Annotated in this window: 21 protein-coding genes; 9 read left to right on the top strand and 12 right to left on the bottom strand. The window is 63.2% G+C overall.

What is annotated here, in order from left to right; translation table 11 throughout:
- Positions 1–29: 29 nt before the first annotated feature.
- The 3 genes from HX786_RS09065 to HX786_RS09055 all read right to left on the bottom strand — a co-directional run bounded on the left by HX786_RS09065 (position 30) and on the right by HX786_RS09055 (position 2,349).
- Positions 30–839: an AraC family transcriptional regulator gene (locus HX786_RS09065; protein WP_177028427.1), complete on the bottom strand. Its 810-nt coding sequence runs from the start codon at positions 837–839 to the stop codon at positions 30–32.
- Positions 840–844: 5 nt separating this feature from the next.
- Complete coding sequence (locus HX786_RS09060) at positions 845–1,384, bottom strand: kinase inhibitor (RefSeq protein ID WP_003215583.1); 540 nt, start codon at positions 1,382–1,384, stop codon at positions 845–847.
- A 101-nt stretch (positions 1,385–1,485) separates the two neighbouring features.
- Positions 1,486–2,349, bottom strand: a complete 864-nt coding sequence (locus HX786_RS09055; RefSeq protein WP_177019879.1) for a LysR family transcriptional regulator — start codon at positions 2,347–2,349, stop codon at positions 1,486–1,488.
- Positions 2,350–2,463: 114 nt separating this feature from the next.
- Here HX786_RS09055 and HX786_RS09050 point away from each other — a divergent pair, with 114 nt between their 5' ends.
- On the top strand, positions 2,464–3,072 hold the full coding sequence (locus HX786_RS09050; RefSeq protein ID WP_087694681.1) for a LysE family translocator: 609 nt from the start codon (positions 2,464–2,466) through the stop codon (positions 3,070–3,072).
- Between the two features lie 17 nt (positions 3,073–3,089).
- Here HX786_RS09050 and HX786_RS09045 read toward each other — a convergent pair whose 3' ends face one another.
- Positions 3,090–3,662 (bottom strand): helix-turn-helix domain-containing protein, encoded by a 573-nt coding sequence (locus tag HX786_RS09045; RefSeq protein WP_178911977.1) that lies wholly within the window; start codon positions 3,660–3,662, stop codon positions 3,090–3,092.
- Positions 3,663–3,971: 309 nt separating this feature from the next.
- Here HX786_RS09045 and HX786_RS09040 point away from each other — a divergent pair, with 309 nt between their 5' ends.
- A complete protein-coding gene (locus HX786_RS09040) occupies positions 3,972–4,835 on the top strand; it encodes a sensor domain-containing diguanylate cyclase (protein ID WP_008434731.1) in 864 nt (287 codons plus the stop codon).
- Here HX786_RS09040 and HX786_RS09035 read toward each other — a convergent pair.
- Both HX786_RS09035 and HX786_RS09030 read right to left on the bottom strand, forming a co-directional pair.
- A complete protein-coding gene (locus HX786_RS09035; protein WP_178911976.1) occupies positions 4,832–5,458 on the bottom strand; it encodes a LysE family translocator in 627 nt (208 codons plus the stop codon). The two genes, HX786_RS09040 and HX786_RS09035, sit on opposite strands and share 4 nt — an antisense overlap.
- A gap of 95 nt (positions 5,459–5,553) precedes the next feature.
- Entirely contained in the window at positions 5,554–6,180 is a 627-nt protein-coding gene (locus HX786_RS09030) for a glutathione S-transferase family protein (RefSeq protein ID WP_102368774.1), read from the bottom strand.
- Positions 6,181–6,325: 145 nt separating this feature from the next.
- Here HX786_RS09030 and HX786_RS09025 point away from each other — a divergent pair, with 145 nt between their 5' ends.
- Entirely contained in the window at positions 6,326–6,487 is a 162-nt protein-coding gene (locus HX786_RS09025) for a DUF2986 domain-containing protein (RefSeq protein WP_008434728.1), read from the top strand.
- Between the two features lie 46 nt (positions 6,488–6,533).
- Entirely contained in the window at positions 6,534–7,067 is a 534-nt protein-coding gene (locus HX786_RS09020) for a hypothetical protein (protein ID WP_177022093.1), read from the top strand.
- On the opposite strand, the gene HX786_RS09015 is transcribed toward HX786_RS09020, so the two are convergent.
- Positions 7,062–7,502 carry a helix-turn-helix domain-containing protein gene (locus tag HX786_RS09015; RefSeq protein ID WP_178911975.1) on the bottom strand — a complete coding sequence of 147 codons (441 nt, stop codon included), beginning with the start codon at positions 7,500–7,502 and terminating at the stop codon, positions 7,062–7,064. The genes HX786_RS09020 and HX786_RS09015 overlap by 6 nt on opposite strands.
- Before the next feature lie 109 nt (positions 7,503–7,611).
- Here HX786_RS09015 and HX786_RS09010 point away from each other — a divergent pair, with 109 nt between their 5' ends.
- On the top strand, positions 7,612–8,391 hold the full coding sequence (locus HX786_RS09010; protein ID WP_178911974.1) for an SDR family oxidoreductase: 780 nt from the start codon (positions 7,612–7,614) through the stop codon (positions 8,389–8,391).
- 9 nt (positions 8,392–8,400) lie between these two features.
- On the opposite strand, the gene HX786_RS09005 is transcribed toward HX786_RS09010, so the two are convergent.
- The 4 genes from HX786_RS09005 to HX786_RS08990 all read right to left on the bottom strand — a co-directional run bounded on the left by HX786_RS09005 (position 8,401) and on the right by HX786_RS08990 (position 12,985).
- On the bottom strand, positions 8,401–9,966 hold the full coding sequence (locus HX786_RS09005) for a DHA2 family efflux MFS transporter permease subunit (RefSeq protein WP_178911973.1): 1,566 nt from the start codon (positions 9,964–9,966) through the stop codon (positions 8,401–8,403).
- A complete protein-coding gene (locus tag HX786_RS09000; protein WP_178911972.1) occupies positions 9,963–11,072 on the bottom strand; it encodes an HlyD family secretion protein in 1,110 nt (369 codons plus the stop codon). Before HX786_RS09000 ends, HX786_RS09005 begins: the two co-directional genes overlap by 4 nt.
- Before the next feature lie 22 nt (positions 11,073–11,094).
- On the bottom strand, positions 11,095–11,616 hold the full coding sequence (locus tag HX786_RS08995; RefSeq protein WP_178911971.1) for a helix-turn-helix domain-containing protein: 522 nt from the start codon (positions 11,614–11,616) through the stop codon (positions 11,095–11,097).
- A 184-nt stretch (positions 11,617–11,800) separates the two neighbouring features.
- Positions 11,801–12,985: an MFS transporter gene (locus tag HX786_RS08990; protein ID WP_177080259.1), complete on the bottom strand. Its 1,185-nt coding sequence runs from the start codon at positions 12,983–12,985 to the stop codon at positions 11,801–11,803.
- A gap of 94 nt (positions 12,986–13,079) precedes the next feature.
- Between HX786_RS08990 and HX786_RS08985 the strand changes: the two genes are divergently transcribed.
- The 4 genes from HX786_RS08985 to HX786_RS08970 all read left to right on the top strand — a co-directional run bounded on the left by HX786_RS08985 (position 13,080) and on the right by HX786_RS08970 (position 18,292).
- Complete coding sequence (locus tag HX786_RS08985) at positions 13,080–13,973, top strand: LysR family transcriptional regulator (RefSeq protein WP_177036115.1); 894 nt, start codon at positions 13,080–13,082, stop codon at positions 13,971–13,973.
- A 250-nt stretch (positions 13,974–14,223) separates the two neighbouring features.
- The gene (locus HX786_RS08980; RefSeq protein ID WP_003215609.1) at positions 14,224–14,679 is read left to right on the top strand and encodes a (2Fe-2S)-binding protein; all 456 of its coding nucleotides are present in this window, start codon (positions 14,224–14,226) and stop codon (positions 14,677–14,679) included.
- Complete coding sequence (locus HX786_RS08975) at positions 14,679–16,931, top strand: xanthine dehydrogenase family protein molybdopterin-binding subunit (RefSeq protein ID WP_178911970.1); 2,253 nt, start codon at positions 14,679–14,681, stop codon at positions 16,929–16,931. Before HX786_RS08980 ends, HX786_RS08975 begins: the two co-directional genes overlap by 1 nt.
- A 17-nt stretch (positions 16,932–16,948) precedes the next feature.
- A complete protein-coding gene (locus HX786_RS08970; RefSeq protein ID WP_003215611.1) occupies positions 16,949–18,292 on the top strand; it encodes a cytochrome c in 1,344 nt (447 codons plus the stop codon).
- 137 nt (positions 18,293–18,429) lie between these two features.
- Here HX786_RS08970 and msrA read toward each other — a convergent pair.
- The coding region (msrA, locus tag HX786_RS08965) for a peptide-methionine (S)-S-oxide reductase MsrA (protein ID WP_178911969.1) at positions 18,430–18,905 on the bottom strand (476 nt) is incomplete at its 5' end.

Raw genomic sequence — 18,905 nt, 5'->3', positions numbered from 1 at the left:
GGCTACGGGCTACTCAGCGAGTGTGTACCTCACATCGCCGCCCGCAACGAGCGCGGTGAAAGCCCGTAATGTGACTTGAACCTCACCGCAAACCGCGACGCCGACGCATACCCGCACGCACTGGAAATCTCCCCGATGGAATCCCTGGAGGTTTGCAGCTGTTGCAACGCCGCCCCCAGCCGAACATTTTCCAGGATGGCCCTGAAGCTAGCATCCTCATTGGCCAACTGCCGACGCAACGTCGATTCCCCCAGATTCAACTGCTGCGCAACCGTGGCAACGGTCCAGTCCCTGGACAGGTTGCTGCCGATCAACCGCTGCACGCGTTCACTCAAGGGGTCGTTGCGATCCATCAGCAACGGTCCCGCCTGGCCGGCCAGGCACAGGCAGAGCAACACGGCCTCGCCATAGTGGGTGCACAAGGCCGACGGGGCGCCGGTGCTCAGTGCGGTCAGCAGTTGGTCCCAGGCTTGTCGGGTCTGTTTGTCCAGGCGTACGCACAGGTCGGCATGCATGCTGCCCTTGAACTGCGCGCCATACCGGGCAACGAAGTTACGCAACACCGGCACCGGAAACGACACCACGTCGGCGATGTAGTCACCCTGGGCACCGGGAAAGTTGGTCACCCCAAGCTCGCGGCCCGCCGGCAGTAGAATCAGGTGCTGTGGGCCGGCGCGCATTTCGCGCTCATCCCACTGCATCAGTTTTTGCCCCTGGCGCACGCGGCACAGGGCGGTCATGAAGATCGGCACGCGTTGCAGGGTATGGTGTTGCCGGGCCCTGATCACGCAGCTTTCGATGATGCTTTCCCGGTGCCGCAGACCTTCGTGAACATCCATCGTGACTAGCGTCCGTAAGGGGCCGTGATTGTGGCCTTGGCCAAGCTGTTGGCATTGAGCATGTAGCCGACCAGGGCGCCGCTGGATTGATTGTCGATCGGCAGGGTGTCGACTTTCAACGCCCACACGGTGAATTGATAGCGATGCGGTTTATCACCCACGGGCGGGCAAGCGCCGCCGAAGCCGGGTTGGCCGTAGTCCGTGCGGCCTTGCACTGCCCCGGCCGGCAGGTGGGTGCCGACATTGCTCGGCAGGCTGGAGACGGTGACGGGCAGGTTCACCACCGTCCAGTGCCACCAGCCGCTGCCGGTCGGGGCGTCGGGATCGTAGACGGTGATGGCGAAGCTTTTGGTGCCCGCCGGGGCGTTGGCCCAGGACAGGGCAGGGGAGGTGTTGCCCCCGCTGCAGCCGAAGCCGTTGAATTCCTGCAGGTGCGTCAGCGGGCGTTGGTCGGCAATGTCCGGGCTGTTGAGTGAGAAGCTGGCGGCGTGTCCGCTGGCGGCCATGATCAGGGTGATCGCGGGGGCAAGTGCTTTGAGTTTCATTGCGGTGATGTCCAGGCGTGGTTTGAGCCTTGATCCTAAACAGCGCGTAGGCACGGCACTGCGCCGAAGCGCTCGATGATTGTGCCGAAACGCTCTGCTCACTAAGGCTGAGCCCTCAGCGTTCGGATGATGAACGCATGCAGGCTATTGACCGCCTTGGACCCGCGGGACGCCCGGCTACGCAGAATCGAAACCTCCATGGGCTCAATGCTGCCCAAACCGTGCTCGTCACCGAGTACCTGAAGCGAATCCTGTACGGTGCATTGGGTGATCGCGGCAATCGCGAGCCCGCCCTCGACGGCGGCCACCTGGCCGGCAAGGCTGGAGCTGTTGTACACCACCTTGAATTCGCGGCCTTGCTGGGTGAGTGCGTTCACCGCATACCGCCGGGCGAGGCTTGCGCTTTCGTAGACGGCGATGGGGATCGGGTCGCGCCGCCACAGTTCGAACTGCGGTGAACCTACCCATACCATGGGCTCCTTGAACAGGAAGGTGCCGCTTTGGGGCGAGTCCCGAGACACCAGCGCCAGGTCAAGATCGCCGCTGCGCAACTGTGGGATCAGCGTGGTCGACTGTTCACAGGTCAGTTCGATTTCCACACCGGCGTAGCGCGGCGAATAGCGTTTGAGCAGCGGCGTGAGGTACCGGGCCGCGTAGTCTTCGGCAACGCCAAGGCGGATGCGCCCGGTCAGCTCTTCACCGTGAAACGCCGCCTGGGTTTCAGCGTGCAGGGCGAGCATGCGCCGGGCGTAGCTCAGCAGCGTCTGGCCATCGGCAGTCAGTTGCAGGTGCCTCGGGCCGCGACTCAAGAGCTGTCGTCCAAGGGCGGCTTCGAGTTTCTTCATCTGCATGCTGACGGCGGACTGCGAGCGGTTGACCTCGTGGGCGGCGCCAGACAACGAGCCGGCATCCACCACGGCCACAAAGCATTTGAGCCAATCGAGTTGCAAATCGCTGGCGGGCATCGCGCTGACCTCTATTCGTTAATCGAATGGCTAAGGCCTGAATTATGCGCTTTTCATGGACGCTTGTTCACCCGCAACATTCTGCCTTGAACCAACACCTTCTGGATCGGATCCATGCCCTTTGATACCTGGTTGCTTTACCTGGTTACCTGCTTCGGCATCTCGGTGGTGCCAGGGCCCAATGCGTTATTGGCGCTGACCCACGGTGCCCTTCACGGCAGCCGCAAAACGCTGTTCACCATCAGCGGCGGCGTGCTCGGTTTTGCGATTGTGCTGGCGCTGTGTGCGTTGGGGTTGGGTGCGCTGATCCAGGCGTCGGCCAGCCTGTTCACGGCCTTGAAGGTGGCGGGTGGGCTGTACCTGATCTGGCTGGGCTTCGGGCTGTGGCGGGCGGCACCGGTCAGCCTTGAGGCGACCGGCACTACCAGCTCGCGGAGCTGGCCGCTGTTCCGCCAGGGGCTGGTATCGGCGATCTCGAACCCCAAGGCCTTGCTGCTGTTCACCGCGTTTATTCCACCGTTCCTGGACCCGCACCGGAGCATCATCGCGCAGACACTCACCATCGCCCTGACCTACGCCGTGGTGGAGTTCATCGTCGAGTACCTGGTGGCCAGCGCCGCGCACCGGGTACGGCCCTGGCTGGCGCGAACCGGGCGCCGATTCAATAAAGTCTGCGGCGGGTTTTTTGTGCTGTTCGGGTTGGCCCTGCCTATCCATGCCTGAGGGCACATCCCCGCGGCTTAGGGATGTTCGATCACCATCACCGCCGTGGTATCCGCCTCAAGTGCTTCGAACACATGGGGCGTATTCGCCAGGTAGCTGATGTAGTCGCCGGCGTGCAGCAGCACAGGCGCACCGGCCGGGCCGATATTCGCGCTGCCGCTGCACAGCAGCACGTGCTCGACGGTGCCGGCAGGGTGGGGCTGAGACAGGCGCGCTTCGCCCGGCTGTACCTTTAGCCGGTAGATATCGCGACGCACGCCCGTCGGGCAATCCGCAAGCAGTGTGGCCGCGTAGTGGCCGGTTTCGGTATAGGTGGTCAGGCCCTCGTTGGCGCGAATTACCCGCAGGTGTTGCTGGGGTTGTTCGAAGAACCGGGTCACCTGCAAGCCCATCGCCGTGGCCAACGACCACAGGGTCTCGATGCTGGGGTTGCCGATGCCGGACTCCAGCTGGGACAAGGTCGACTTCGCCACGCCTGCGCGTTTTGCCAGTTCAGTCAATGAAAGCCCCGCAGCCTGGCGTTCGCGCTTGATCGACAGGGCCAGCAGGTCGATTCGGCTTGGATTGAGATTGTTCGTTATGTTGGTCATTTGTTCTTCAAATCATCCATAAATGGGTTGACGCTTTGTCGCCGGGTGTTCAGCATAGCAATCATTCGTTCATTATAAAAACCGAGTGTCGAATGATCTGGTGCGTGTTCCACCTCTGCGACTATTGGCCGTGGCTGCTCTGGCGGGCGCTCTCCTACGACCTTGAAGGGTGGCGCAGCCTGCTGGTGGCGACGCAGTTGGCGCAGCAACATTGCCGGGGGCTATTCTGCGGGCCGCTATGATTCCTTTTCGCCATCCTTCGGGATCGGGCTATGATCGCCCAATCCGAACCAGACGCTCCCCAGACCTATGCCCGTTGACCTGCAAGCCCTCTATCCCAAACTGATCCACTTGATGCTGGATACGGTGTTCGTGGTCGACAGTGAAAATCAGATCGTGTTTGTGAGTGATGCCTGCGAAGCGCTGCTGGGGTACCGCGCCGAGGAACTGACCGGCACCCTGATCACCCACTACATGCACCCTGAAGACCTGGCCCGCACCCGGGCGTCGATTGTGCGGGTCATGAATGGCAAGCCCCACGTCGACTTCCGCAACCGCTACATCCGCAAGGATGGCAGCGTGGTGCACATTCTGTGGGCGGCCTTCTGGTCCGAGGAAGTGGGGGCGCGGATCGGTGTTGCGCGGGACGTAACCGCCCTGACGCAGGCGGAGGAAGAGCTGCGTTTCCTCGCCCATCACGACCCGTTGACGGCCCTCACCAATCGCTCGCTGTTCAATGACCGGTTGGACGAGGCCCTGCAAGCCGCTCACCACCACAAAAGTCCTCTGGCCTTGCTGTTTCTGGACGTGAATGACTTCAAGGCCATCAATGATGTGCACGGGCATGCCGTGGGCGACCGCGTGCTTTGCGTGATTGCACGACGGTTGGAAGGGTGTGTGCGTGAGAGCGACCTGGTGGCCCGGATGGGCGGGGATGAATTCACCGTGCTGCTGACGGATATTCAGTCACCGGAAGCCGTGTCGGCCAAAGTGCAGCAGATAGTTGCGGTGATGACCCAGCCCCTGAGCGCTGAGTTTGGCGCGGTCAAGATGCCGTCCTGCAGTATCGGCGTAGCGTTTTACCCGGCGGATGGAGCAGATGCCGACAGCCTGCTCAGTCACGCGGATGGTGAGATGTACCGGGTTAAAAGGCAGCGGTTTGCAACCGATTAACGCTGCTGGAAAGCAATCTTCAGCCCCAATCCCATGAACAACGTCCCAATGATCTTCCCCTCCCAACGGCGCAGCCTTGAAAGGCCCACCATCCATTGGCTCAACGGACGAATCGCCACCGAAATCAGCGTGGTGTACATCGCACTGAGCCCCGAGAAGATCAACCCCAACACCGCGAACTGCGCCAGGGAAGAACCCGATTCCGGGTGAATGAATTGCGGCAGGAAGGCCAGGAAGAAAATCGCGGTTTTCGGGTTCAGCACTTCGGCACCCACCGCCTGGAAATACGCCTGGGTCGAGGTCACCGTGGGCAGGTCTTTGCGCGTGGTTACGCCAGGCTTGGCCATGAAGGCGCGTACGCCCAGGTAGATCAGGTAGCAGGCACCGACGATTTTGACCACGTTAAACGCCACGGCCGAGGTCATCAGGATGGCCGACAGGCCTAGCGCCGCGCACAGCGTATGGATCAGGTCGCCCGAGGCCACCCCCAGCCCGGTGGCAATCCCGACCTTGCGCCCACCCTGGAGGGTGCGGGTGATCACCAGCAGCACGGCTGGGCCGGGAATCAGGAAAAGGCCGATGACCACGGCGACATACGTCAGGATGGGGGCGAGTTCGAACATGCTGTGTTATCTCAATGCCGGATGCGTCCTACAGTAATCCTCATCCCGGGGATTAACGCAATACAGATGAACTCCCGCCGGAACCGCCTGGCCTTTTACTTCGCGAACGCGTATGCGCCACCCTGTTCCAGCGCCTTGCGATACGCCGGCCGTTCCTGAAAGCGTTGCACCCACGCCGCCACATTCGGGTAGGCCTGCAGCTTGCCCTGAGCCCGGGCGATTTCGCCGATGAAGCTCATCTGGATATCCGCGCCGGTCAATTCGTCACCCACCAGGTACGGCGTGAGCCCCAGTGCGTTGTCCAGATAACCCAGGTAGTTCGCCACCTCGGATTCGATACGTGGGTGCAATGGCGCACCCGCGTCACCCAGGCGCCCGACGTACAGGTTGAGCATCAGTGGCAGCATGGCCGAACCTTCGGCGAAGTGCAGCCATTGCACGTATTCGTCATAGGTTGCAGTGGCCGGATCCGGTTGCAGGCGGCCGTTGCCATGGCGGCGAATCAGGTAGTCGATGATGGCGCCGGACTCGATCACCACGTGGGGACCGTCTTGAATCACCGGTGATTTGCCCAGGGCATTGATCGCCTTGAGTTCAGGGGGCGCGAGGTTGGTTTTCGGGTCGCGCTGGTAGCGCTTGAGCTCGTAGGGCAGGCCGAGTTCTTCGAGCAGCCACAGGATGCGTTGCGAACGGGAGTTGTTGAGGTGGTGGACGATGATCATGGTGGCTCCGCTGGGCGAGAATAGAGGCGTATAGGGACAGACCGCGGTGGCGCTGTGGAGTGCCGTGAATTAAATCTGCTTCGATAAAGGCATGAAAGATGGATAATCACGCCGGCAAGCACTGATTACACACCGGATAGAAAACATGAATCGTCAAAAAAAACTACAGCAGCTGTTCAAGGCCAAGGCCAAAAAGGCCAGCGCCAAATTGGCACCGGCCAAAAAGGATAAATACATCAGCAAAGCAGACCGATTGAAGCTGGCTGCCGAGTCCGGTGATGAGCCTGTTGTTACCTCTGAGAGCTGATCCAGAAGGCCTAAGCATTACCTGATAGGGAATCGACGGAAAAACCATGAACACTGCTCAACTCGCGATTCAGCACTACATACTCGCCAAGGACGGCAACCGCCCGCATTTGCTCAGCCGGGCGTTTGTTCCCGAGGCAATCCTGGACATGGTGGTGCGCACCGGGTCCATCTCGTTTCCGCCCCACGTCGAAGGGGTGGGCGGCATCGGCGATGTGCTGGTGAGGCGGTTCGGGCAGACCTTTGAAAACGTCTATACGTTTTGCCTGGGGCAGCCACCGCAGGCGGGGGCCAAAACCTATCAGTGCAAATGGCTGGTGGGCATGTCCGACAAGAACTCCGGCGAAGCCCGGGTAGGGTGTGGGGTGTATGAATGGCAGTTCAATGCCGAAGCGGGGCTGGTCGAAAGGCTGACGATTACCATCGAGCATATGAAGACGCTGCCGGCGTCAGACCTGGGGAGCGTGATGAGCTGGGTGTCCGGCCTGAGTTACCCATGGTGCAGCCCGCAAGCCGCCGTGAGCGAGGCTCCCGATATTGACGGGATTGGAGAGGTGCTCCAGTACCTTGCGGCCTTATGACTCGGAGTTGCACCGTAGATCGAAATCCGCCCGTGCCTGTTCAATCTCCTCCAGGTTGTTTGCCGCCCAGACCCACACGCCACAAAAGGCGGCACCCAGCGTAAAGCCGAGGGTTGTCAGGCTGTATTCGACCTTCGGCGGTACGACGGGGTAGACCTTGCGCACCACCAGGCCGTCCCTCTCCATCCCCCGCAAAGTCTGCGTCAGCATCTTCTGGCTGATGCCGCCGACTCGCTCACTCAGGCGCGTGAAGCGCAGCGGCGTCGTCTCGATCAAGGCTTCAAGAATCAGCATCGTCCATTTGTCTGCAACGCGACCTATCAGGTCGGTCACCAGGGGCGCGATCCGTGGGTCCAGATCCTTCGGGGGTGTTTGCCGGGCATAAAACTGGGCGGCGGCAATCTGCTCGTCGGTAAAGCCAGGGTGTTTGTTCATTCGTTGGACACTCTCTTTGAGGTGCGTATAGATCTTTTGGGTGCCTACTTACTTAAGGCCAGTGTATCCCTCAAGCTCCTTGCGTGTGACCCACCATTGGAGAGTTTCGATGAAGATGACCGGACGAACAGTGCTAGTGACGGGAGGTTCGAGTGGTATCGGGCTTGAGCTTGCCCGCCAGCTTGTGGCACGAGGCAATACCGTGATCGTGACGGGCCGCGATCAGCACAGGCTGGACGAGGCGCGGCAACTGCTGCCGAGCCTGCACACGTTTCAAAGCGACGTGCGCGACCCCGCCAGCATCCAAACGCTGTTTGCGGCAGTCACCGGTCAGTTCCCTGGGCTCGATACGCTGGTGAATAACGCGGGCGTGATGCGCAATATCAAGCTGGCCGGGGAGCGGGCGCTGGCGGACGTGACTGAAGAGATCGAGATCAACCTGAACGGCCCGATCCGGATGATCCAGCAATTTCTTCCCTGGCTGCTCAAGCACCCGCGCGGCCTGATTGTTAACGTCTCGTCCGGGCTGGCGTTTGTGCCGTTTCCGGCGGCGCCCGTCTACAGTGCGTCCAAGTCCGCATTGCACGCTTACACCCAGTGCCTGCGGGCACAGCTTCAGCACAGCGCCGTCACCGTGGTGGAGCTTGCCCCACCCGGCACCGAAACACCGCTGCTCAGGGCCGAGTTCGCGGAAGAAATGAAGAACGAAAAAGGCATGGACCCGGTGCTGATGGTGCAGCACTGCATCCGGCAAATCGAAGCCGGCCAACTGGAAATATGCCCGGGGTTGAGCAAGGTGCTGAAGGTGGCCAGCCGGGTTGCGCCTGGCCTGATATTCAAACAGATGACCAAGCTCAGCCGGCTGGCGCCGTTGCGGCCTTCAACATGATCGGACGATTCAATGCGCATCCGCAGACGGCTGCTTCGGCGGCTGCACCTTGCGCATCAACGGCACCAGCAACACGGCGACGATGAAGCACACCATGATCATCAGGAATGCGTCCGCATAGGTCAGCGTTTGCGCCTCGCGCCAGGTCAGCGCCCACAGCTGACTCAGCGCGAACTGGCTCGAATCCAGGCTGTTTTGCCCCAGCAACTGGGCATTCCCGGAAAGCTGGTCAAGCCAGACGTTCATCGATTCGTTGCGGATGTTCAGGTGCTCGGCCAGGCGCAGGAAATGCAGGTTGGTGCGGTCATTGAGCACCGTGGCGCAGGCGGCGATGCCGATGGCGCCGCCGAGGTTGCGCATCAGGTTGAACAGGCCCGAGGCGAGCTTCAGGCGGTCGGGGGCCAGTGCGCCGAGGGTCAGGGTGACCACCGGCGGCACTGCCATTTGTTGAGCAAACCCGCGTATGGCCTGGGGCAACAGCAGCTCCCTGGCGCCCCAGTCGTGGGTGATGGGGGAGAAGTCCCACATCGACAGGGCGAATAACGACAACCCGAACATCAAAATCCAGCGCAGGTCGAAACGATTGGCCAGCAAGGCGTACACCGGGATCGCCAGCAACTGGAACACCCCCGTGGAAAACACCGCCAGGCCGATATCCAGCGAGCCGTACCCGCGCACCCGCCCGAGAAACAGCGGCGTGAGGTAGATGGTGGCGAAAATGCCGATGCCGGTGATAAATGAAAACAGGCAGCCCAGGGCGAAGTTCCTGTCCCGAAGCGCGCGCAGGTCGACGATCGGCTCCTTGATTTCCAGGCAGCGCCAGATAAACAGCCCGCCGCTGATGGCGGCTATCCAGGCCGTGGTCGAGATGGTGCTGTCGCTGAACCAGTTCCAGCGCGGGCCCTCTTCAAGGGTGTATTCCAGGCAGCCGAGAAACACCGCCATCAACGCCATGCCGATATAGTCGGCGCCCTTGAGCAATGACGGGTTGGGGCGGTCGACCTTGACCAGCATCGGCACCGCAAAGGTCACGAACAGGCCGGGCAGCAGGTTGATGTAGAACAGCCAGTGCCAGGAGGAGATGTCGGTGATCCAACCGCCCACGGCCGGGCCCAATGTGGGTGCCAGGGACGCGATGGCGCCGATGGTGGAGGCGGCGATCACCCGCTGCTTGCCGTTGAAGTACATGAACGCGGTGGTGAACACCAACGGAATCATCGAGCCCCCCAGGAACCCCTGCAAGGCGCGAAACGCGATCATGCTCTGGATGTTCCAGGCCATCGCGCACAGCAGGCTGGTCAAGGTGAACCCGGCCGCCGACGCCGCGAACAGCCAGCGCGTGCTCATCACCCGGGAGAGCCAGCCTGACATGGGGATTACGATGATTTCCGCGATCAGGTAGGCGGTCTGCACCCACGCCGTATCGTCCGCGCCGGCAGACAACCCGCCGCCGATGTCCTTGAGGGAGGCGGAGACGATCTGGATGTCGATCAAGGCGATGAACATGCCCACGCACATGGTGGCGAAGGCCGCGACCTTTTGTGCGGTGCTGAGGGCGGGCAACGGGCTGTTCATAGCTGGGCCTTGAGGGCGCTGGCCTGGTCCTCGAACGCCTCATCGGTGTTGACCTTCGCCATCACCGACAGGCCCGGACGCAGGGCGCCGAAGTCGGCGTCATTGCTGTCGAGGCGCACGCGCACCGGCACTCGCTGCACGATCTTGGTGAAGTTGCCGGTGGCGTTTTCCGGCGGCAGCACACTGAATTGCGCCCCGGTGGCAGGGGCCAGGCTCTCGATGTGCCCGTGGAATTCACGGCCGGGGAGGATGTCGGCGCGGATGCTCACGCTTTGCCCGACCTGCAGGCGCCCCAATTGGTCTTCCTTGAAGTTGGCATCCACCCACAATCCTTTCGCGGGCACCACCGAGATCAGTTGGCTGCCGGCCGCGGCGTAGGCACCGACCCGGGCGCGGCGGTTGCCCACGTAACCATCCACCGGCGACCGCAGTTCGGTATAGCTGATGTTCAATTGCGCCTGGTCGCGTTCGGCCTGGGCCTGTTGCAACGCGGCACGCGCCTGGCCGCGCTGGGTTTCAATCACGTCGATTTGCCGGCGCGCCGCCATCAACCCGGCCTGTGCCCGGGAGTGGTCGGCGCGGGCGGTCTTCCAGACGGCGCTGACCCGCTGTGCGCTTTCAACCGATACGGCCTGGCTGCGCACCAGGTTCTGGTAACGCGTTTGATCGTCGCCGGCCCGTTGTGCTTCGGCATCGGTGGCGTCGATCTGTGCCTTGGCCTGGTTGATCACCGCCAGTTGCAGTTGTTCGGTGGCGTCGAGGTTGGCGAGCGAGGCCTGTTGCGCGGCCACGGCGCCGTCGGCCTTGGCCAGGGCCGTGCGGTAGTCGCGCACATCGATGCGCGCCAGCACGTCGCCGGCCCGTACGAACTGGTTGTCCTGCACCGTCACTTCGCTGATATAGCCCGGCACTTTGGCGCTGATCACCGTCACATCCGCCCCGACATAGGCGTCGTCGGTGTCTTCGATAAACCGGCTGACCAGCCACCAGTGGCTGGCGTACCACACGCCGCCCGCCACGGCCAGGGTCAGCAGCCCCAGGCGCAAAACCTGTTTGCGCCGGGATGGTTGGGTGGGTTCGGGCACAGCGCTGACTGGAGCGTCCATGACGAAATGACCTCGTTGAGTATTAGTGGGGGAAGGGGCTGACCAGCTGGTCTTTTTCGGCGTAGGCCCGGCCGGTTCGTGCGCGCCACAGGGTCAGCGGTTCGGCATCGGCGCTGACATGTACGCGGTGGCCCGCACGGGTGATGGGTTTGCCGGTGTTGGCATCCATCAACGCCAGCGCCACCGGGCGCCCGGTGGCCTCATCGGCGAGAAACACCTTGGTCGAGCCCTCGGCATGCCGCGCGCCCCAGGCCATCAGCGTGAGGATGACCTGGCGCAAGTCCCGGCCCGCTTCGGTGAGGTGGTACTCATGGCGCGGCGGGTTGTCCTGGTACGGGCGCCGTTCCAGCAAGCCGCCGGCCACCAACGCATTCAGGCGGCGGGTCAGGGTGTTCGAGGCGATCCCGAGGCTCTGCAGGAACTCGTCGAAACGGCGCAGCCCGTAGAACGCATCACGCAGGATCAACAGGCTCCAACCATCACCGATGTGCTCCAGGGCACGGGCGACCGGGCAGGGCATGAGTTGGAAGCTGGCTTTCTTCATGAGGGGCTCCGGGAACTGTTGCTAAATATTACGCAAGTAATATTGCACAGTGGATTTCATAATGAAAGTCACTAGTTGAAATTTTTTGCAGCGATGGATGGCGGCCAGGCAGACGCAAAAAAGCCCCGGGATTCGGGGCTTTTCAGAGGGGAGGGTGTAGGGGGGCGTTTAAGCGCGGCTGTCTTTATGCCTGCGCCGGTTCCTGGCAGATACGTGAACCTGCGCGCCGCGAGCGCCAGCCAAGGCCTAGCACCATCAGCAAACCCAGGGCCGCCATGATCGCGCCAGCCAGCGAAATGGCCGGGTAGCCCAGCCCTGCGTTGATCACTGCTCCCCCCAGCGCCGCGCCAATGGCGTTACCGAAGTTGAACGCACCGATGTTCATCGCCGAGGCCAGGTTGGGCGCATCCTTGGCGGCTTCCATCACGCGCATCTGCAGGGGAGGTACCAGCGCAAAGCTGGCGGCGCCCCACAGCAGGATCGACAAGGCGGCGGGCAGCGGCCATTGCATGAGCACAGAGAAGGCCAGCAGCACGGCAATCAGGACCACGAGCGACGTTATCAGGGTGCGGTCCACCGAACGGTCCGCAGACCTGCCGCCCCAGACGTTGCCGAGGGTCAGGCCGATCCCGAACAGCACGAGCATTGCGGTGACGAAGTTGGTCGAGGCGTGGGTGACATCCCGCAGAATCGGCGCGATATAGGTAAACACCGTGAACATGGCGCTGGACCCCACCACGGTCAACGCCAGCGCTGCCAGCACCGGCCCGCGGCCCAGTACGCGGATTTCGGCCATCAGGCTTCCCCCTTTTGGAGCGGGCGTATTCGGTAGCGCCCACCACAGGGCCACCATCACGAACGCCCCCAGCCCGCTGATGCCCCAGAACGCCGTACGCCAGCCGAAGTTCTCGCCGAACCAGGTTGCCAGGGGCACGCCACCGATGGTCGCCAGGGTCAGCCCGAGGAACATCGCGGCGACGGCCCCCGCGCGTTTGTCGGGCGCCACCACACTCGCTGCCACGATGGAGCCGATGCCGAAGAATGCCCCGTGATTCAGCGATGTCACCAACCGGGCGACCATCAGGGTCTGGTAGTCGGTGGCCAGGGCGGACAGCAGATTACCCAGGGTGAAAATGGCCATCAGGCCCACCAGCAGATAACGGCGCGCCACCCTGGCTGTCGCGAGGGTCATGATCGGGGCGCCGATCAGCACGCCCATGGCATAGGCGCTGACCAGCAGCCCGGCGGCGGGAATGGAAACACCGAGGTCGGCGGCGATCCCGGGCAACATGCCCATGGGGGCAAACTCGGTGACCCCGATGCCGAAGGCGCCGATGGACAGTGCTACAAGGGGTGGGTTGATACGCATGGGTGACTCCTCATCTTTGTGTCAAATGCTACAATCACGACTTTTCAGGCGGTAGCCCTCGGCAGGGCACTACAGCTTTGCGTGGAGATCACAAGTGGACATAGGCGGTCGGTCGGGGGAGATGGCGGTGTTCGCCATGGTCGCGGAGCAGGGCAGCCTCTCGGGGGCGGCTCGGGTGCTGGGCCTCACACCGTCATCCATCAGCCGCATCATCACCCGCATCGAGGGGCGCATAGGCACCCGCCTGCTGCTGCGCACCACCCGGGCGATCACGCTCACGGCCGAAGGCGAAGCGTATTTGCGCGGCGCCCGGCGGATCCTGGCGGACATGGCCGAAGTCGAGGATGCGATCACCGACCAGGGCGCGCCACGGGGGCGGCTGAGGGTCAGCGCGGCGCTCGCACACGGGCGGCTGTCGATCGTGCCGCTGGTTGCCGCGTTCAGCGCGCGCTACCCGGCCATCGTGGTTGAGTTGCGGCTGGAGGATGAGGTGGTGGATATCCTGGGCGGGCAAGCGGACGTTGCAATCCGCTTCGGTCAATTGGCCGACAGCCCCTTGACCGCTCGCCTTATCGGCTCCATCGGCGAGGTCATAGTCGCTTCCCCGGACTACCTGGCGCGTCACGGCACGCCGCGGCTGCCGCAGGATTTGCTCAACCACAACTGCCTGCGTTTCAACTTCCGCCGGGCAGCGCCCGACTGGCCGTTTCGCGTGGACGGGCGCGATTTTTCGCTGCAGGTGTCGGGTACGATCGAGGGTAACAGCGGGGAGGTATTGTCCCAGTTGGCCAAGCTGGGTGCCGGCATCGCGCGCATTGGCGCATTCAGCGTGGCAGATGACCTGGCCAGCGGTGATCTGGTGCCGTTGCTTGAAGCGTATAACCCCGGAGACCAGGAGCCGATTCACGCGGTGTTCGTCGGCGGCGCGGCGATGCCTGCGCGGGTCAGGGCATTTGTCGACTTTCTGGTGGAACACCACCCGGCGTGACCGCCACTGACACCACAGGCCGCTCCCCCTGACGCAATCCTCTTGAATACTTGCCTAATCCTGCGATCTTGCCCACCCCTGCATAGCGCCTTCATGAACCAGGGTCTAAAGTCATTCCCATCGCCCGCTAGACTAGTCAAACCACGCGCGCGCGAACCAGACGGGCCATCGATGCCCAGCGGCGAGGCCCCGTCTTGCCGTCTAAAAATACTAAAAAATGCAACACCAACCGATGATCAGCGGGTGAGCCATGGAATTACGAATTAACCAGCAGACCCACCAAGTCGACGCCGAACCCGACACGCCCCTGCTCTGGGTCATCCGCGACAACCTGGGCATGACCGGCACCAAATACGGCTGCGGCCTGGCGCAATGCGGTGCGTGTTCGGTGCTTGTGGACGGCAATGTCGTGCGTTCCTGCGTCACGCCCGTTTCCGGCGTGGTCGGCCGAGAAATCACCACCATCGAAGCCATCGAGTCCGATGACGTCGGCAAGCGGGTCGTCGCCACCTGGGTCGAATACCAGGTCGCCCAATGTGGCTACTGCCAATCCGGCCAGGTAATGGCGGCCACCGCGCTGCTCAAGCACACGCCCAAGCCCAGTGATGCGCAGATCGAGGCCGCCATGGTCAACCTCTGTCGCTGTGGCACCTATAACGCCATTCATGCCGCCGTGCATGACCTTGCGCAGAAGGGAGAGGCCTGATGAACATTCGCATTGATCCCACTGCGCTGCCCTTGGTCGCGGCGCTGACTGACCCGGTGAACCTGTCCCGCCGTCGCTTCCTGGCCAGTACGGCCGTGGGCGCGCTGGTGATCGGTTTTGGCCTGCCGCTGGGGTCTGGCCGAGTGCAGGCGGCCACCGCCGCGGCCACGGCCGAACGCGGTACGCAGGTGCCGGCCTTCCTGGAGATTCGCCCGGACAACACGATTCGTTTGCTCAGCCCGTTTATCGAAGGCGGCCAGGGCACGTTCACCGCGATGGCGCAGATTGTCGGCGAGGAGTTGGACGCCGACCCGGCCACGTTCCTGGTTGAGTGTGCCCCGCCCGGTGAAGCCTTTGTGGTGATGGAAAACGGCATGCGCATCACCGGCGGCAGTATGTCGGTGCGGATGAGTTACCCCACGATGCGCCGGCTGGGTGCGCTGGCCCGGGCCATGTTGCTGGAGGCCGGGGCGCAGGCGCTGAAGGTACCGGTGAGCGAGCTGTCGACCGAGCCGGGCAAGGTCGTACACGCGGCGTCCGGGCGTTCCCTTGCGTATGGCGAGTTGGCCGGGCGGGCGATGGACCTGCCGGTACCGGATGTGTCCAGTGTGAAGCTGCGCGACCCAAGCCAGTTCCGTTGGATCGGCAAGCCGGTGAAGCGTCTCGATGCGTATGACAAGTCCACCGGCAAGGCGCTGTACAGCATTGATATGAAGGTCGACGGCATGCTCCATGCCGCCGTGCAGCATGCGCCCCGACTCGGCATGACCGTGGGCAGCCTGCGCAACGAAGACCAGGTCAAGGCCATGCCGGGCGTGCATTCGGTGCATCGCCTGCCCGGTGCGGTGGCGGTGGTGGCCGAGCGTTGGTGGCATGCCAAGCGTGCGGTGGAGTCGATTCAGGTCGACTGGCTGGAGCCGACGGCTGGTTCCAAGGTGCGCGGGATGCCGAAGGACTTTTCCAGCGACGAGCATTTCAAGCACCTGGCCGCAGAAACCGGCCCGGCCCGTGATGATGAGAACGAGGGCGACGTGGCCGGCACGCTGGCCAATGCCAAGACCAAGGTCGAGGCCACTTACCACAACCAGTACCTGCACCATGCCCAGTTGGAGCCGCCTTCGGCGCTGGCGCGCTTCAACCCTGACGGTTCGCTGGAGATCTGGCTGCCGAATCAGGCGCAGGACATGTTCCTGGCCGATATCGCCAAGCGCACCGGCCTGGCCCCGGAGCGCATTACCCTGCATTCGCCGTTGTTGGGTGGTTTTTTCGGGCGGCACTTCCTGTATGACTCGGCCAGTCCTTATCCGCAGGCCATCGAGTTGGCCAAGGCGGTGGGGCGCCCGGTGAAGTTGATCTGGAGCCGCGAAGAAGAATTCCTGCGGGATGTGCTGCGCCCGGTCGCAGCGGTGAATTTCCGTGGGGCGCTGGACAGCGACGGCTGGCCGGTGGCGATTGAAGCGGTGAGCGCCACGGAGGGACCGACCGAGGCCCTGGCGGGCAAGCAGGGCGAGAAGCTCGACCCGACGGCCCTTGAGGGACTGTCCGGCAAGTCCTATGCGATTCCCAACAAGCGTATCGCGCAGATCTATGTGAAGGGCCCGGTGATGCTGGGCTACTGGCGTTCGGTGGGCAATTCGCTGAATGACTTTTTCTACGAATCCTTCCTGGATGAACTGGCCGACAAGGGTGGCAAGGACCCGTTCGAGTTGCGCCTGCATCTGTTGCGGGATAACCAGCGGCTGACCACCCTGCTGAAGGCGGTGGGCGAGTTGTCGGGTGGCTGGAAACGTGGGCCGTTTGTTGCCGAGGACGGCAGCAAGCGCGCACGAGGGGTGGCGATGGCGTCACCGTTCGGCACCCAGACGGCGGTGATTGCCGAGGTGTCGATCGAGAACGGCCAGGTCAAGGTGCACGACATCTGGCAGGCAATCGACCCGGGCAGCATCGTCAACCCGGCGATTGTCGAGGCGCAGGTGAATGGGGCAGTGTCGCTGGGCTTGTCCCAGGTGCTGTTGGAGGAAGCGGTGTATGTGGACGGCTTGCCTCGGGCGCGTAACTACGATTTGTACCCGGTGCTGCCGCCTTCGCGGATGGCCCGGGTGCACGTGCGCGTGATCGAGAGCGGGGAAAAAATGGGCGGTATTGGCGAACCGCCGCTGCCCGCCGTGGCGCCTGCCGTGGCCAACGCCGTCGCGGCGTTGACCGGGCAGCGCGTTCGCAGCATGCCGTTAAGCCGCCACTCCTTCACCTGACCGGGGCCTGAGCACTTATGAACAACCGTCGATTCGCAAGAACCGTTGGCTGGCTGGCGCTGCCGTGCCTGGTCGCCGCAGGCCTGCTGGCCTGGTATGTCACCCGCGAGCCTGTCTCGCCGCTGGGGGCCGAGCCCGTCGCCACGGACCCGGCGCTGGTCGCCCGAGGCGAGTATGTCGCCCGGCTCAGCGACTGTGTGGCGTGCCACAGCGTGCCCAACGGCAAGCCCTTTGCCGGTGGCCTGGAAATGGCCACGCCGCTGGGGGCGATCCACGCCACCAACGTCACGCCAGACCCGGAAACCGGTATTGGCAGCTACAGCCTCGCCGACTTCGACCGCGCGGTGCGCCAGGGTGTCGCGCCGGGTGGGCGCCGCCTGTATCCGGCGATGCCGTACCCGTCCTATGCCAAGCTCAGCGACGATGATGTGCGCGCCCTGTACGCGTTCTTCATGAAGGGCGTGGCGCCGGTGCAGCAGGCCAATATCAAGAGTTCGATCCCGTGGCCATTGAATATGCGGTGGCCGATCGCGCTGTGGAATGGCGTGTTTACCGACAGCAAGCCGTATGTCGCGAAGGCCGGGAAGGATGAACTGTGGAACCGGGGCGCCTACATCGTGCAGGGCCCGGGGCATTGCGGCAGTTGTCACACACCACGGGGCCTGGCCTTCAACGAGAAGGCACTGGATGAAAGTGGCAAGCCGTACCTGGCCGGTGGCTTGCTCGACGGCTGGTATGCACCGAGCCTGCGGGATGATCCCAACACCGGCCTGGGGCGTTGGAGCGAGCCGGAAGTGGTGCAGTTCCTCAAGACCGGTCGCAACAAACATGCGGTGGTTTATGGCTCGATGACCGAGGCGTTCAACAACTCCACGCAGTTCATGAGCGACGATGACCTGGCGGCGATTGCACGCTATCTGCGGTCGTTGCCGGGCGACGAGCAGCGCGACGGTGCGGCCTGGCAGTATCAGGCGGTGTCGGCTGCGCAACGCCTGGATGCGCCGGGTGCGCATACCTATGTGACCCGCTGCGCCTCGTGCCACGGGCTGGAAGGCAAAGGGCAACCGGACTGGATGCCGCCGCTGGCGGGCGCCACCTCCGCACTGGCCAAGGAGGACGCCTCGGCGATCAACATCACCCTCAATGGCTCGCAGCGCGTAGTGGCGGCCAATGTGGCGGACGCTTATCGCATGCCGGCGTTCCGTGAGCAGTTGTCGGACCAGGAGATTGCTGAAGTGCTGACGTTTGTGCGCGGCACCTGGGGCAATCAGGGTGGGGCGGTGGATGCCAAGGCGGTGGGCAAGTTGCGTGAGCACACGGGCCCGGCGAGCAGTAGCCCGATCATTCTGCAAATGCGCTGAGGGAAATGCGCCTTGTGAGGGAGGGGCTTTGTGTAGGAACTGCTTTATGTGGGAGCGGGCTTGCTCGCGAAAGCGGTGGGTCAGTGAAGAACTTGCTGACTGACACACCGCCTTCGCGCAAGCCCGCTCCCACATTTTCAACCGCGTTTCGGCAGCTTCCAGTTGGGTCGGATGAAGTGGCAGGTGTAGCCATTCGGAATCCGCTCCAGGTAATCCTGATGCTCCGGCTCCGCCTCCCAGAACGGCCCCGCCGGTTCGATCTCGGTGACGACACGGCCCGGCCACAGTTTTGAGGCGTCGACGTCGGCAGCGGTGTCTTCAGCGATGTCGCGTTGCTGTTCGCTCAGGTAATAAATCGCCGAACGGTAGCTGGGGCCCAGGTCGTTGCCCTGGCGGTTGGGCGTGCTGGGGTCGTGGATCTGGAAAAAGAACTCGAGGATCTGCCGGTAAGTGATCACCGTCGGGTCGAAGACGATCTCGATGGCTTCGGCATGGTTGCCGTGGTTGCGATACGTGGCATTCGGCACATCGCCGCCGGTGTAGCCGACCCGCGTGTGCAGCACGCCGGGGTAGCGGCGCAGCAGGTCTTGCATGCCCCAGAAGCAGCCGCCGG

Source organism: Pseudomonas sp. 21615526 (assembly GCF_013386245.1).
In the GTDB taxonomy this organism is placed as follows: domain Bacteria; phylum Pseudomonadota; class Gammaproteobacteria; order Pseudomonadales; family Pseudomonadaceae; genus Aquipseudomonas.
This window is presented reverse-complemented; position numbering and strand designations above follow the sequence as displayed.

Coding starts and splice junctions, on each gene's coding strand:
- HX786_RS09065 (WP_177028427.1), bottom strand. CDS start 839: ATGGATGTTCACGAAGGTCTGCGGCACCGGGAAAGCATCATCGAAAGC.
- HX786_RS09060 (WP_003215583.1), bottom strand. CDS start 1,384: ATGAAACTCAAAGCACTTGCCCCCGCGATCACCCTGATCATGGCCGCC.
- HX786_RS09055 (WP_177019879.1), bottom strand. CDS start 2,349: ATGCCCGCCAGCGATTTGCAACTCGATTGGCTCAAATGCTTTGTGGCC.
- HX786_RS09050 (WP_087694681.1), top strand. CDS start 2,464: ATGCCCTTTGATACCTGGTTGCTTTACCTGGTTACCTGCTTCGGCATC.
- HX786_RS09045 (WP_178911977.1), bottom strand. CDS start 3,662: ATGACCAACATAACGAACAATCTCAATCCAAGCCGAATCGACCTGCTG.
- HX786_RS09040 (WP_008434731.1), top strand. CDS start 3,972: ATGCCCGTTGACCTGCAAGCCCTCTATCCCAAACTGATCCACTTGATG.
- HX786_RS09035 (WP_178911976.1), bottom strand. CDS start 5,458: ATGTTCGAACTCGCCCCCATCCTGACGTATGTCGCCGTGGTCATCGGC.
- HX786_RS09030 (WP_102368774.1), bottom strand. CDS start 6,180: ATGATCATCGTCCACCACCTCAACAACTCCCGTTCGCAACGCATCCTG.
- HX786_RS09025 (WP_008434728.1), top strand. CDS start 6,326: ATGAATCGTCAAAAAAAACTACAGCAGCTGTTCAAGGCCAAGGCCAAA.
- HX786_RS09020 (WP_177022093.1), top strand. CDS start 6,534: ATGAACACTGCTCAACTCGCGATTCAGCACTACATACTCGCCAAGGAC.
- HX786_RS09015 (WP_178911975.1), bottom strand. CDS start 7,502: ATGAACAAACACCCTGGCTTTACCGACGAGCAGATTGCCGCCGCCCAG.
- HX786_RS09010 (WP_178911974.1), top strand. CDS start 7,612: ATGAAGATGACCGGACGAACAGTGCTAGTGACGGGAGGTTCGAGTGGT.
- HX786_RS09005 (WP_178911973.1), bottom strand. CDS start 9,966: ATGAACAGCCCGTTGCCCGCCCTCAGCACCGCACAAAAGGTCGCGGCC.
- HX786_RS09000 (WP_178911972.1), bottom strand. CDS start 11,072: ATGGACGCTCCAGTCAGCGCTGTGCCCGAACCCACCCAACCATCCCGG.
- HX786_RS08995 (WP_178911971.1), bottom strand. CDS start 11,616: ATGAAGAAAGCCAGCTTCCAACTCATGCCCTGCCCGGTCGCCCGTGCC.
- HX786_RS08990 (WP_177080259.1), bottom strand. CDS start 12,985: ATGCGTATCAACCCACCCCTTGTAGCACTGTCCATCGGCGCCTTCGGC.
- HX786_RS08980 (WP_003215609.1), top strand. CDS start 14,224: ATGGAATTACGAATTAACCAGCAGACCCACCAAGTCGACGCCGAACCC.
- HX786_RS08975 (WP_178911970.1), top strand. CDS start 14,679: ATGAACATTCGCATTGATCCCACTGCGCTGCCCTTGGTCGCGGCGCTG.
- HX786_RS08970 (WP_003215611.1), top strand. CDS start 16,949: ATGAACAACCGTCGATTCGCAAGAACCGTTGGCTGGCTGGCGCTGCCG.